The following is a 13,797-nucleotide window of genomic DNA, read 5'->3' on the forward strand; positions in this document are numbered from 1 at the left end:
AAATAACTGATTAAAAGATTAAATGGAGTGATTTCTCACCCCAATATTTAAAATTAGATCGCTTTGTTCGCTCGCATAGTCGCAATTTCATCTGCGCTATAACCTAACTCAGTTAGGACTTGCTCTGTATGCTCACCCAACAATGGTGCGCTTTTGATATCCGGTGTAAAGGAAGAGAATTTCATCGGGCAACCCACCGTCAAGTAAGTTCCGCGTTTTGGCTGCTCAACTTCAACAATACTTCCGCTCTTACGCAGAGATTGGTCTCGTGCTATTTCACGCATACTGAGTACAGGAGCACAAGGTACACCGTATTTACTTAAGTACTCGACCGCTTCATGTTTATCTTTATCCGCTAAGAATTTTTCAATTTCAGCAAAAATATCAAAGATATGAGGTTGACGAGCCTTTGGTGTATTGTAAGCGGGGTCAGTTGCCCATTCAGGCTTACCAATAGCGATACAGGTTTGCTCCCAGTCCTGCTCTTGGATAGTAAAATAAATATAAGCATTTGGGTCAGTTTCCCAGCCTTTACATTTTAAGATCCAGCCAGGCTGGCCACCACCACCAGCATTACCGCCACGAGGAACTGCATCACCAAATGTGCCATTTGGGTATTGTGGATATTCTTCAAGGTAGCCAATTTTCTCTAAACGTTGCTGGTCACGAAGTTTGACACGGCACAAGTTGAGTACGGCATCTTGCATCGACATAGTCACTCGCTGGCCTTTTCCTGTTTTCTCGCGATGTAATAACGCTGCGAGTAAGCCAATGAGCAAGTGCATACCTGTATTACTATCACCTAATGCTGCGGCGCTCACTAATGGCGGGCCGTCCCAAAACCCTGTGGTTGATGCGGCACCACCTGCGGCTTGGGCAACGTTTTCATAAGCTTTAACATCTGCATAAGGAGAGTCTTCATCAAAACCTTTGATGGAACCGAAAATCAAACGAGGATTTAATTCTTGAATGTGTTCCCAAGTGAAGCCCATATGGTCAATTGCACCTGGATGGAAGTTCTCAACGAGGACGTCGGCTTGCTTAATCAGCCGCTCCATAACCTCTTTACCTTCTGGCGTTTTTGTATTTAATTCCACTGATCGCTTATTACTATTAAGCATCGTGAAATACAGCGCATCCACATCAGGTATATCCCTTAATTGGTTACGCGTGACATCTCCAACTCCAGGGCGCTCAATCTTAATAACATCTGCGCCGAACCACGCTAACATTTGAGTACAAGATGGTCCTGATTGTACACCGGTGAAATCCAGTACTTTAATACCTTGTAAAGGAAGATCCATGTGGTACCTCTTTATTTAGCTATCGTAAATGGAATGAATTAGGGTTCTATTATTTAGCTGTGTTAAAAAGATATTTGAATATATGACTATTTTTATATTTATTAATAATTACATTACTATTTTTATTAAATAATATCACCAATGTCCAGCAATTAATTCTTTTAATATATATGCATTATAACATTCTTAAAAAAAACAAATATCAGAACATTAGTTTACTTTTAAATTAAAATAAAAAACAAAGTCTCGAATTAATCAGCAGTGACCATTTAAGATAGACCTTTATTGATCTAATATCAATATTCAATAGCTATTCACAAAAAAACAACAATCACAAAAATAGTTTATTATCAATAAATTAAAGGGTTGATGTCTTTTTTTTACATAATATAAAAACGAATAAATGTTTATTTGTTTATTATTGGTTTAAAAAAATTGTAAATCATACGCGAAATAAGAGCATCTTTATTTGATGTGTATTTTTTTATTAATCTTATTTTGATTAACTATAATGATAATAAATCGCAAACAGGTCATCAAATAAATATATCTAATTTTATTTCTTTCAAATAAATTGAATGTTTATATTTTTTAGATATAAAAAACCCACAAATAACATTAGTCATTTGTGGGTTTGATAACAACAATAATAAAACTTAGTTTTTCTCTTGTTGCTGTTTTTGCTGTTTTTCTTTTTCCAAAAGCTGGCGGTACCACAATGGATGGTGTTTTCTAGCCCAACCACGAGTCACCCAACCTTCAACCATCGCACGTACTGAACCTTTCACCCAAATCGCTGCATAAGCGTGAACCACAATCATGATGATCAACGCAATCGCAGAGAGCGAATGAATAAGAATCGCTGCACGATAAACAGGGATTGGGAAGTAATCTGCAAAATAAGGGCGCCACATAATCACTCCCGTGACCACCAGCGCTAATAAGCAGATAGTGACAACCCAATAAACCCCTTTCTGACCGAGGTTATATTGGCCGACATCGCCCGCCTCTTCGTTTTTCAGTACTTTGCCGATATTTTTTGCCCACTTGATATCTTCTTTATTAATGAAGTTATGATGGAAATAGCGGAAGAACATAAATACGAACAGCAAGAACATCGCCGTACCCACAAATGGATGCAAAATTCGCGACAGTTGTGGCGTACCTAAAATGTTCATAAACCAGTTTAGTGAAGGGAAAAAGAACCCTAATCCACTGATTGCCGTGAACAAAAAGCAAATCACAACCGCCCAGTGATTGATCCTTTCAATCGGTTTATGGCGAATAATTTTGTCGTTATCATCTGGCATCATTTCTGATCCTCCCCTTCTTTTGATTTCGAAGTGTCAGATGACATTGCATTATGCAAATCTTCTAAAGCCTCTTCTTCATCTTTTTTGGAGACGCGGTTTGGACCAATACCCACATAGTGGAAGATGGCCGCCGCAAATGTTGCAGCAAAACCAACCGCTGCTAACGGTTTCCAGATACCTTTCCAGAAAGTCACTGTTGGGCTGATTGTCGGGTTTTCTGGTAATCCGTGATACAACTGAGGTTTATCTGCATGGTGCAGAACGTACATCACGTGCGTACCACCAACGCCCTCTGGGTCATATAAACCTGCATTCGCATAACCACGGGTTTTCAGCTCTTCAACACGCTCACCAGCCATGTTAATCATGTCTTCTTTGCTACCGAAGTGGATAGCACCCGTTGGACATGTTTTCACACATGCAGGTTCTTGACCGACTTCAACACGGTCAACACACAGCGTACATTTGTATGCGCGGTTATCTTCTGAGTTAATACGTGGTACATCAAACGGGCAACCCGCAATACAATAACCACAACCAATACAGTGTTCCGATTGGAAGTCAACGATACCGTTTTTGTACTGTACTATCGCGCCTTCCGAAGGGCACGCCTTCAGACAGCCCGGGTCAGCACAGTGCATACAACCATCTTTACGGATCAGCCATTCAAATTTATCGTTCTCTTCCACTTCAGAGAAGCGCATTACCGTCCATGACTTAGCGGTTAAATCTGTTGGGTTATCATATACACCAACGTTAGTCCCGATCTTGTCACGGATATCGTTCCATTCGGAACAGGCGACCTGACAAGCTTTACAGCCGATACAGGTCGTCACATCGATAAGCTTTGCAACTTCTTCCTTATAATCCCGCACCTGAGGTGCGGGAGTCAGGGAATTGGTGGCAGAGCGACGAATAATGTCCTGAGATTGCATTGACATAATTTATCTCCTTACACCTTTTCCACATTGACAAGGAACGATTTAAATTCCGGTGTCTGAGTATTCGCATCACCGACAAACGGCGTTAACGTGTTCGCGATAAAGCCTTTCACAGCCAAACCTTCAAAGCCCCAGTGAATAGGAATACCGATTGTATCGATATCTTTACCTGCCACTTTCAGCGTATGAATACGTTTGGTGACCACGGCTTTCGCTTTGATATAACCGCGTTTAGAGCTGACTTTCACCGTATCGCCTTGTTTAATACCTTTTTCATTCGCCAGACGCTCACCAATTTCAATGAACTGCTGTGGCTGAATGATGGCATTTAGCAAAGCATGTTTTGTCCAATAGTGGAAATGTTCAGTCAAGCGATAAGTGGTTCCCACATAAGGGAATTCTGTCGCTTTACCCATTTGGGCCCAGTCGTCTTTAAACACACGAGCCGCAGGGTTTGACACAACTTTCGGGTGCAGTGGATTGGTATCCAATGGCGTTTCAATTGGTTCATAGTGCTCTGGGAATGGGCCTTCGGCCATTTTATCCAGTGCGAATAGACGTCCCATCCCTTCCGGTTGCATGATAAACGGACCAACACCACTTCCCGGCGCAGCATTGCTATAGTCAGGAATATCCATTCCTATCCATTTGCTACCGTTCCACTCGAGGATTTGGCGTTTTGGATCCCATGGTTTACCCATTGGGTCTGCTGATGCACGGTTATAAATCACACGGCGGTTCAGAGGCCATGCCCATGCCCAACCTAATGTATTCCCCAGACCTGTTGGGTCAGAGTTATCACGGTTAGCCATTTGATTGCCTTTTGGCGTCCAGCTTCCCGTAAATATCCAGCAGCCACTCGCCGTGGTACCGTCATCACGTAACTGAGCAAACGAGCTAAGCAGCTCACCTTTTTTCGCAATAACGTTGCCATCAGCATCTTTCAAATCAACTAAAGCATAGCCATTGTTTTCTTGAGCAACTTCTTCTGGCGTTGGGTTATCACGGTCAAAGTAATTCCAAGTCATACTTAGAACTTGTTCAGGTACCGCACCGCCTTCAGAGGCATACAGTTGGCGTAGACGGTGGAAAATACCAGACAGGATTTCACCATCACTGATAGCTTCCCCAGGGGCATCCGCACCTTTCCAGTGCCACTGTAACCAACGTGCCGAGTTCACAATCGAACCATTTTCTTCAGCAAAACAGCAAGATGGCAGACGGAATACGGTAGTTTGAATTTCTGCCGGGTTCACATCATTCATTTCGCCGTGGTTTTGCCAGAAATTCGACGTTTCGGTGTTCAGCGGGTCAACGGTGATTAAATACTTCAGCTTAGAAAGCGATTTAATAACTTTGTTTTTATTCGGGAATGAAGCTACTGGGTTAAAGCCTTGGCAGATATAGCCATTCACTTCCCCTTTATCCATCATTTCGAAATAACGCAGTACATCGTAGCCTTGATCCCATTTCGGTAATAAATCAAAGCCCCAATTATTTTCTTTCTGCGCTTTATCGCCATAGAACGTCTTCATCAAACTAACAAAGAATTTCGGGTAGTTACCCCAATAGTTTACCTGGCCTTCAACCGTCGCTTTTGGCGTGTTTGCAGCTAAGTAACTTTCTAATGTCGTTTGTTTTTCTGATGGTAAGGTCAAATAACCCGGCAAGCTTTGTGACAATAAGCCTAAGTCAGTCAAGCCTTGGATATTGGAGTGTCCACGCAGGGCATTTACACCACCGCCTAACATCCCCATATTACCCAGCAGTAATTGGATCATCGCCATGGTACGGATATTTTGCGCACCCACAGTATGTTGAGTCCAACCTAATGCGTATAAGAACGAGGCTGTTTTATCTTTAGCACTGGTTTCAGCCAAATACTCACAAACTTGTAGGAAGTCTTTGATCGGCGTACCACAGATATTATTCACCACTTCAGGTGTATAACGGCTGACGTGCTCTTTTAATAGGTTTAACACACAGCGTGGGTGTTTCAGAGTCGGATCGCGCAGCGCAAGGCCGTTTTCATCCATCTCATAGTTCCACGTGGTTTTGTCGTATTGACGTTTTTCTTCGTCATAACCTGTGAACAAGCCGTCATCAAAACCATAATCTTCACGAATAACTAAACTGGCGTTGGTATACGCTTCCACGTATTCACGCTGAATTTTTTCATTATCCAGTAAGTATTTGATAACACCTGATAAGAACGCGATATCTGTACCAGAACGGATAGGCGTGTAAAAATCCGCCACTGCCGCTGTACGGGTAAAGCGTGGGTCAATCACAATTAATTTGGCTTTATTATGGATTTTAGCTTCCATCGCCCAGCGGAAACCGACTGGATGCGCTTCTGCCGCATTACCACCCATAACGACAACTAGGTTTGCATTTTTAATGTCAACCCAGTGGTTGGTCATCGCACCGCGACCAAATGTTGGAGCAAGACTTGCTACCGTTGGTCCGTGTCAGACACGCGCTTGGTTATCGACGGCAAGCATGCCGAGAGCGCGGGTAAATTTTTGTGTTACAAATCCACTTTCGTTACTGCCCGCCGATGCGCACAGCATACCAGTGGTCAGCCAACGGTTAACGGTGACACCCTCTTTATTTTTCTCAATAAAGTTCGCATCACGGTCTTCTTTCATTAACTTAGCGATACGGTCAAACGCGTCGTTCCACGTGATACGTTTCCACTCATTGGTACCCGGCTCACGCACTTCTGGGTATTTCAAGCGGCTTTCACTGTGGATGAAATCGATAAGTCCAGCACCTTTCGGACAAAGTGCACCACGGTTTACCGGATGATCCGGGTCCCCTTCAATATGGAAAATGCTCTCTTTTGCATTTTTCGCGCCATCACCGAGGCTGTACATTAACAGCCCACAGCCGACAGAACAGTAGGTACAGGTATTTCTGGTTTCCTTCGCACGCAGTAATTTATACTGGCGCGTTGACGCTAACGCGGTAGCGGGTGCAAAACCCAAAGCCGCTGCAGTCGTACCTGCCATACCGCCAGCGCAGATCTTAAAGAACTGCCTTCTGCTGACTTGCATGGGGATCTCCTCATTTACATTGCTCATGTTTACCTAACGTCAATCGCGATAATCAGGTAAACTGTTCTTATTCAACGTCTTCCTTACGTATCCAGGTTCATTGCCTGGCAAATGGTGTAAATTCTTTTTACCCATAATTAATATTATGTATCATTAATGCTAGGAATTCATCTAATGTATGAAACAAATACTACAAATGACTCCAAATTAATCAAAATGATTGGCTTAAACCAAACAACCGTGCAACAAAAAGGCAACCTTAATTTACCCGTTAATGATTATGTTGCGGAGGAATATCCTGTTGCTTTAGTCTTCAATGGTATATCTCACGTAGTGATGATGGCGACGCCAAAAGATTTGGCGGATTTTGCTATCGGGTTCGCCCTTTCGGAAGGAATAATACAGTCAGGTGATGAAATTCGTGGAATTGATATCGTTGAAGGCTGCAACCGCGGAATTGAAGTACAAGTTGAATTATCTAGCCGCCGGTTTATGGAGTTAAAAGAACGTCGTCGTAATCTAGCGGGGCGTACGGGCTGTGGTATTTGTGGAACAGAACAACTTGAAGAAATTTTCAAACCGATCGCCCCGCTACCTTTCACCCAAACCTTTTCTCTCTCGCACCTTGATAATGCATTACATGAATTGAAAAAAGTGCAAGAGATTGGTGCGCTGACGGGCTGTACCCATGCGGCCGCATGGATTTCACCAGAAGGGCAATTAGTCGGTGGATGCGAAGATGTCGGTCGCCATGTTGCACTCGATAAACTTTTGGGTATGAAACATCGCAACCAATGGCAACAAGGTGCAGTACTGGTTTCCAGCCGTGCCAGCTATGAAATGGTGCAAAAGGCGGCCAGTTGTGGCGCTGAAATTTTATTTGCCGTTTCTGCTGCCACCGCGCTTGCTATTGAGGTAGCAGAGAAAGCCAACTTAACGTTAGTTGGATTCTGTCGTCAGGGGAAAGCCACGGTGTTTACGCACGGGAGCCGAATTAAAGATTAAAGTGGCATAATTAGTCCCAGCCTTTATTTAATCTCGCTGCTTTGTGATGTAATCCGGATAGAATTGAGTCTGCGATATGCTCAGGGAAATCTGTGGGTAATTGTTCTCTCACTTTCTTAAGAACACTTTCCATTTGCTCACCAAATTCAATTAAGATTTTTTCCATCTCAGCACGATCAAATCCAACGGCTTTGGCCGTTGAAAAAAAATGTCTTGGGAAAATTTGCTCTATATTGTATTTCATCCCCTTTGTTCCCTTCAGTCCCATAGCCAATTTGGCATCTCTAGGGTTAATTCCCCTCCCCCCATAACTAGGATACATGGACAAAATATCGTAAAAAGGTGTTAACTGATAACGGCCTTCAGGTTCAATAAATAATGAAAAATTTTTAGCATGACCATCCGTCGCTGCAAGTAGCCAGAACAAAACTTGGCTCTTCATAAACTGATATCTATCTTTCTCTGCATTTATTGAACCCAATAAGTAATTCATAATTTCAGAAATACCCGGTCCACCATGATTTTGATATTTTCTTGCTGGTGAAATATTCAATGTTTGACAAAAATCTTCTTGTGGTAAACGCATAATCCACGAGGAATCAGAAGAATATTTACGGTCAAAACGTTCAACCGCTAACGCCTTTATTTCACCTACATTTAAAATAAAGCTACGAGGCACATCTAGGCCAAACTCTTTTGCTATCAATAAACATAAATATTCATTTTCTACACTATCCGACATATCTATCGAATAAGAATGGCTTTCTATTTTACCAATGGGAAGTTTAATAATATGGGTAGTTGGAGTCGCATTCTGAGGTAAGCACCAATGCCCATCTAAATAGAGTAATGCGGTTTTCTCTTGAGCGCCCGCAAGTGAGATCCTAAAGTCATCTTCATCTTCAATCATGCCTAAAGGAGCATTCGCTTTATACCCTGTTAATATTTTTTCTAGTTGCTTATTAGATAAGGGTTTATATTCAATTTTTCTGATATTACTGACTCTTTGCCCATCTAGAATGAGTTGTAAAGCCCCCACACTATCCTGGCCAATCTTAGATAATAAATCGAAAGGTTGATTTGAATCCGCTTGATAACGACTAACAATTCGATTCCGTATCTCAATATTGTCCGGTAGGAGATTATCAAAAAAATTATAAACTTCGTCTCCTCGATATTCTTGGTGCCTAAGTGGCATTGATAAAGAAATAGGTCGAGCACCTGATGTTTCCAACCAGTGACTATTATAAGTAAATTGGTGAGCACCAGTACTTGAACGAATCAAATCCCCAACCAAGTAACCATTCATGTATACATGCAAAGTCGCCATCACCACTCCTCCTTCCATCCGGAGTCTGAATTTGATGAGCCGCTTTCATTTCGCGGTTTAATATCGAGTTCTAAATTGAGGGCAGATAAAATCTTAAAAAAGGTTTCTAATTTGGTAGAGTCAGGAGAGAGTTCAAAGCTAGAAACAGTATCTTGCCGAATACCTACTTTACTAGCGACTTTGCTTTGAGATAACTTTTTCGTCTCTCTGACATCCTTCATATAAGCACTAAGTTGTCGGGTATTCGTCACTTTCATTTTAAAACCTACCTTATTTTTCACCCTAACAATATTTACACGCTATAACCGGTAAACATTATATTACACGCTATAGCCGGTAATATCAAGATTACACGCTATAGGAGGTAAACCATAAATTACACGCTACAGCGTGTGAAAAATATATTAATAAGTATGGCCCACAAAACAGCCAGTGCCATACCTTAGCAAGGTAAAGCTTATATATTACTTGGTTGCTAGAACTTAATAGAGAATTAAGACAGGAAAAATGGAGGGGAGTACCGATAAAGCAAACCTACACGTAATACCGTGTAGGTTATAGACGATAGATGATAGGTGATACCGTATCACTTCCCGATACAAAAACTTGAGAAAATACGGCCTAATAAATCATCAGAAGTAAATTCACCGGTGATTTCGCTAAGTTCCTGCTGAGCTAAACGTAATTCCTCCGCCAGTAACTCACCGGAGCGAGCATTCACTAACTGGTCATAGCCCTGTTCAAGGTGAACGGCTGCTGCATTCAGTGCTTGTAAATGACGACTACGAGCAAGGAAACCACCTTCTGTATTACTGTTAAAGCCAATGGCTTCTTTTAGGTGATCGCGCAACAAATCAACGCCTTTTTCTTCGCGCGCAGACAAACGAATTAACGGATAACGGGTATTATCAATAAACTCAACCGGTTCGCCTGTCATATCTGCTTTGTTACGAATGACGGTGACCGGAAGTTCATCAGGTAAACGCGCCATAAATTCAGGCCAAATCTCTTGCGGCTCTGTAGCATTGGTTGTGGTGCTATCTACCATAAACAGCACATGGTCCGCTTGTTCGATTTCTTTCCAAGCACGCTCAATACCAATTCGTTCCACTTCATCACTGGCTTCACGTAAGCCTGCGGTATCAATGATATGCAATGGCATACCATCAATATGAATATGTTCACGTAACACATCACGCGTCGTTCCCGCAATATCCGTCACAATCGCAGCTTCACGGCCCGCCAATGCATTTAGCAAGCTCGATTTTCCTGCATTTGGGCGCCCAGCAATAACCACCTTCATGCCTTCACGCAATAAACTGCCTTGGCGTGCTTGGGAGCGAACTTGTTCTAAATCTGCCACGACTTCGTTGAGTTTAGCTTCAATTTTGCCATCAGACAGAAAATCGATTTCTTCATCTGGGAAATCGATGGCGGCTTCCACATAGATGCGCAAGTGAGTGAGTGCTTCCACCAATTGGTGAATATGGGAAGAAAAAGCCCCTTGTAACGAATTCATCGCTGAACGTGCCGCTTGCTCTGAACTCGCATCAATCAAGTCAGCAATCGCCTCAGCTTGCGCTAAATCGAGCTTATCATTTAAAAATGCACGTTCAGAAAACTCACCTGGATTCGCAATACGAATGCCATCAATCGTTAATATTCTTCTTAACAATAAATCAAGAATAACAGGGCCACCGTGTCCTTGTAACTCAAGGACATCTTCTCCCGTAAATGAATTTGGTCCAGGGAAGTAAAGCGCAATACCTTGGTCAAGAACAGAGCCTTCCTCATCACGAAATGGCAGATAATCCGCATAACGTGGTTTAGGGAGTTTTCCTAGCACGATTTCAGCAACTTGTGCCGCTTTCGGGCCAGATACACGTAAAATACCGACACCACCACGACCGGGAGGTGTTGCCTGTGCGACGATAGTATCGTTGATTTGCATGATGTTTCTCTGTCATTCCTATAAAAAAATTAAGGCGGTCATTAAATGGCCGCCTTAATATTATATCGATAGCTGAGCAGAAGGCTCACCTAAAATTCAATTTATTTCTTTTCTTTCTTATCGCGACTATGCAGACCACGTTTTTCCAGACCACGGTAAATCACTTGTTGCTGGATGATGGTTACTAAGTTACTCACGATATAATACAGAACCAGACCTGATGGGAACCACAGGAAGAAGATAGTGAACACGACTGGCATGTACGTCATAATCTTCTGCTGCATTGGATCAGTCACAGCGGTCGGTGACATTTTCTGAATCACAAACATTGTCACACCCATCAATACAGGCAGGATGTAGTACGGGTCTTGTGCAGACAAGTCTTGAATCCAACCAAAGAACGGTGCGTGGCGCAGTTCAACAGAACCCATCAACATATAGTAAAGTGCAAGGAAGATAGGCATTTGAATCAGCAGAGGTAAACAGCCACCCAGTGGGTTTACTTTTTCTGCTTTATACATCGCCATCATTTCTTGGCTCATACGTTGTTTGTCATCACCAATACGCTCACGCATTGCAGCCAGTTTTGGTTGCAGTAAACGCATTTTCGCCATCGAGGTGTACTGTGCTTTAGTCAGCGGGTACATAATACCACGAACGATAAAGGTAATAACGATGATGGCAATACCCCAGTTACCCACAAAACCGTGAATAAATTTCAGCAGTTTAAACAGTGGCTGAGAGATAAACCATAACCAACCATAATCAACGGTTAAGTCTAAATGTGGTGCAACTGCGGCCATTTCAGACTGAATTTCAGGACCAACCCATAACGTTGATGAATAAGTACCTGCACCATTAGCTGCGATAGTCATTGGTTCACTCTTATAACCAATGATGGCAGACTTTTTATCTAGGTCGATGGTATAGAAAGTGCTCTTTTCTGCACTTGCAGGGATCCACGCCGTTGCAAAATATTGTTGCAACATTGCCACCCAGCCACCTTTAGTGGTCAAGTCGAGGTTTTTATCTTCGATGTCACCAAAGCTATATTTTTTATAGTTGTTTTCATCAGAAGAATACGCCGCACCACGATAAGTATGCAGAGCAAAGTTACTGCTACCGGTATCACGCTCTTTTGGTAACTCGATAGTTTGTTTTAACTGACCGAAGAAAGCGAGGCTCAGTGGTTGAGCTGTTGGGTTTTGAATACTGTATTCAACTTCAACAGTATATTGGCCACGTTTTACAATGTACGTTTTCTGATACACAACACCGTTGTTATCAGTAAATGTCATTGGTACGCGCAAGACGTCTTGGCCTTTCTCTAATGTGAAAGTTGTAGAATCTGCGCTATACAGCGGACGTTCGCCATTATTATTTGCTGGGTTGTCTGGGCCATGAAGACCAATCAAACCACTTTGTGCCTGGTAGACAAAACCTGGGTTAGTTTCCAGTAAACGGAAAGGGCTTTCCGAATGAAGGGTCGCAGGATAGGCTAACAGGTCAGCCTCATCGATATCACCACCACGAGTATTGATGCGAATATCCAGTACATCAGTCTTGACTGTGATGAGCTTACCTTGCCCACTGCCAGTTACGGCTTGAGCATCACTGCTTGGCATATCCGCTTGTTGCGAAGTTTGAACAGTTTTAACGTCCTGAGCAACTTTATCGCTCTCCCAGGCCTGCCAAACTAAGAACGACACGAACAACAAAGCGATGAGTAGAAGATTGCGTTGCGAATCCATCGTTATAATTCTCTATTATCATCAGTTTTTCTAGGTGGGACAGGATCATCTCCACCAGCGTGTAAAGGGTGGCATTTTAATACGCGTTTCGCCGTTAACCAACTCCCTTTTAGCATACCAAACCTGCGCAATGCCTCAATTCCGTAATTTGAACAAGTAGGATTGAAGCGACAACGAGGCCCTAACAACGGGCTAATTGCCAGTTGGTAGCCTCTGATCAGCATGATCAGGATTTTTGAGCCAAGCGACGGTGACGACGCCATAACTTATCCAATGCTTCCGTGATCTGTTGATTGTCCAGATTAGCGACCCCTTTCCTTACCAATACCACAAAATCCATTGAAGGCAACTCATGTTGATGCAGACGAAAATATTCACGCGCTAACCGTTTAATACGATTTCGCTCATGAGCTCGTTTAACATTTTTTTTGGCGATGGTAAGACCGATGCGGGGATGCCCCAGCTCGTTTAGGCGACCAAGGATTGTTATCTCTGGGGAACTCGCCCTCTGCGGCTGCTTAAAGACATTATCGAAATGCCTGGGAGTTAACAAACGTAACTCCCGGGTAAAAGCGAGCGTAACCACTTGAATAGAGGGCTAGCTTTATTACTTAGATGAAACGGTCAGACGAGCGCGGCCTTTAGCACGACGGCGAGCCAGAACCTGACGACCATTTTTAGTGGCCATACGAGCACGGAAACCGTGTGAACGGTTGCGCTTCAGTACGGACGGTTGAAAAGTGCGTTTCATAACGATTTCTACCTAACTTTTAAATTTATTACTGATTCAGTAAACGCGTTGGCAACCAGTGGAAACTGATTTACACCTGTGCCTCTATCGCAACAATATAGAAAGAGGCAGGATTGTAATAAAACATAGGGGGTCACGTCAATGAAATGACGCAATCAAACCACTTTTATTTATAGCCTGGCTGACCGGTTTGCCGACATATGTTGTGACAGCCGACGAATGATTACATCCGCATACTGGCTGAAAACCTGCTTTTGCCCCCGCCCTGCCTAACATTAACGTTAAAATAGAGCGATATAGCCCAACAAGTTTACCTCAGTTTCGTGTAAAAATCACATCAGTACTGTACACAGGGAGGAAGATTATACGGACTCCGCCCCAAAGCGCAAGGA

General features: G+C 42.9%; 12 protein-coding genes. 1 reads left to right on the plus strand and 11 read right to left on the minus strand.

What is annotated here, in order from left to right; translation table 11 throughout:
• Positions 1-53: 53 nt before the first annotated feature.
• From frc to fdnG, 4 genes are all read right to left on the minus strand, one after another.
• Positions 54-1,304 carry a formyl-CoA transferase gene (frc, locus tag P3L40_RS22360; RefSeq protein ID WP_004906213.1) on the minus strand — a complete coding sequence of 417 codons (1,251 nt, stop codon included), beginning with the start codon at positions 1,302-1,304 and terminating at the stop codon, positions 54-56.
• A gap of 656 nt (positions 1,305-1,960) precedes the next feature.
• Positions 1,961-2,617, minus strand: a complete 657-nt coding sequence (gene fdoI, locus P3L40_RS22365; protein WP_094961977.1) for a formate dehydrogenase cytochrome b556 subunit — start codon at positions 2,615-2,617, stop codon at positions 1,961-1,963.
• Positions 2,614-3,558 (minus strand): formate dehydrogenase subunit beta, encoded by a 945-nt coding sequence (gene fdxH, locus P3L40_RS22370; RefSeq protein WP_136134575.1) that lies wholly within the window; start codon positions 3,556-3,558, stop codon positions 2,614-2,616. The genes fdoI and fdxH overlap by 4 nt, the downstream gene beginning before the upstream one ends.
• An 11-nt stretch (positions 3,559-3,569) precedes the next feature.
• Positions 3,570-6,617: a formate dehydrogenase-N subunit alpha gene (gene fdnG, locus P3L40_RS22375; protein WP_094961978.1), complete on the minus strand. Its 3,048-nt coding sequence runs from the start codon at positions 6,615-6,617 to the stop codon at positions 3,570-3,572.
• 174 nt (positions 6,618-6,791) lie between these two features.
• Here fdnG and fdhD point away from each other — a divergent pair, with 174 nt between their 5' ends.
• Positions 6,792-7,622 (plus strand): formate dehydrogenase accessory sulfurtransferase FdhD, encoded by an 831-nt coding sequence (gene fdhD, locus P3L40_RS22380; protein ID WP_036959175.1) that lies wholly within the window; start codon positions 6,792-6,794, stop codon positions 7,620-7,622.
• 10 nt (positions 7,623-7,632) lie between these two features.
• Here fdhD and P3L40_RS22385 read toward each other — a convergent pair whose 3' ends face one another.
• From P3L40_RS22385 to rpmH, 7 genes are all read right to left on the minus strand, one after another.
• Complete coding sequence (locus P3L40_RS22385; protein WP_004906221.1) at positions 7,633-8,952, minus strand: type II toxin-antitoxin system HipA family toxin; 1,320 nt, start codon at positions 8,950-8,952, stop codon at positions 7,633-7,635.
• Positions 8,952-9,209 carry a helix-turn-helix domain-containing protein gene (locus P3L40_RS22390; RefSeq protein ID WP_036959176.1) on the minus strand — a complete coding sequence of 86 codons (258 nt, stop codon included), beginning with the start codon at positions 9,207-9,209 and terminating at the stop codon, positions 8,952-8,954. The genes P3L40_RS22385 and P3L40_RS22390 overlap by 1 nt, the downstream gene beginning before the upstream one ends.
• A 329-nt stretch (positions 9,210-9,538) precedes the next feature.
• Complete coding sequence (mnmE, locus tag P3L40_RS22395) at positions 9,539-10,903, minus strand: tRNA uridine-5-carboxymethylaminomethyl(34) synthesis GTPase MnmE (protein ID WP_136134574.1); 1,365 nt, start codon at positions 10,901-10,903, stop codon at positions 9,539-9,541.
• Between the two features lie 101 nt (positions 10,904-11,004).
• On the minus strand, positions 11,005-12,654 hold the full coding sequence (gene yidC / locus P3L40_RS22400) for a membrane protein insertase YidC (RefSeq protein WP_004906225.1): 1,650 nt from the start codon (positions 12,652-12,654) through the stop codon (positions 11,005-11,007).
• 2 nt (positions 12,655-12,656) lie between these two features.
• Positions 12,657-12,917, minus strand: a complete 261-nt coding sequence (yidD, locus tag P3L40_RS22405; protein WP_036959180.1) for a membrane protein insertion efficiency factor YidD — start codon at positions 12,915-12,917, stop codon at positions 12,657-12,659.
• Positions 12,881-13,240, minus strand: a complete 360-nt coding sequence (gene rnpA / locus P3L40_RS22410; protein WP_004906229.1) for a ribonuclease P protein component — start codon at positions 13,238-13,240, stop codon at positions 12,881-12,883. Before rnpA ends, yidD begins: the two co-directional genes overlap by 37 nt.
• Positions 13,241-13,261: 21 nt before the next feature.
• Positions 13,262-13,405 (minus strand): 50S ribosomal protein L34, encoded by a 144-nt coding sequence (gene rpmH / locus P3L40_RS22415; protein ID WP_004906236.1) that lies wholly within the window; start codon positions 13,403-13,405, stop codon positions 13,262-13,264.
• Positions 13,406-13,797: the final 392 nt, after the last annotated feature.

The organism is Providencia sp. PROV040 (assembly GCF_032706145.1).
GTDB lineage: Bacteria > Pseudomonadota > Gammaproteobacteria > Enterobacterales > Enterobacteriaceae > Providencia > Providencia hangzhouensis.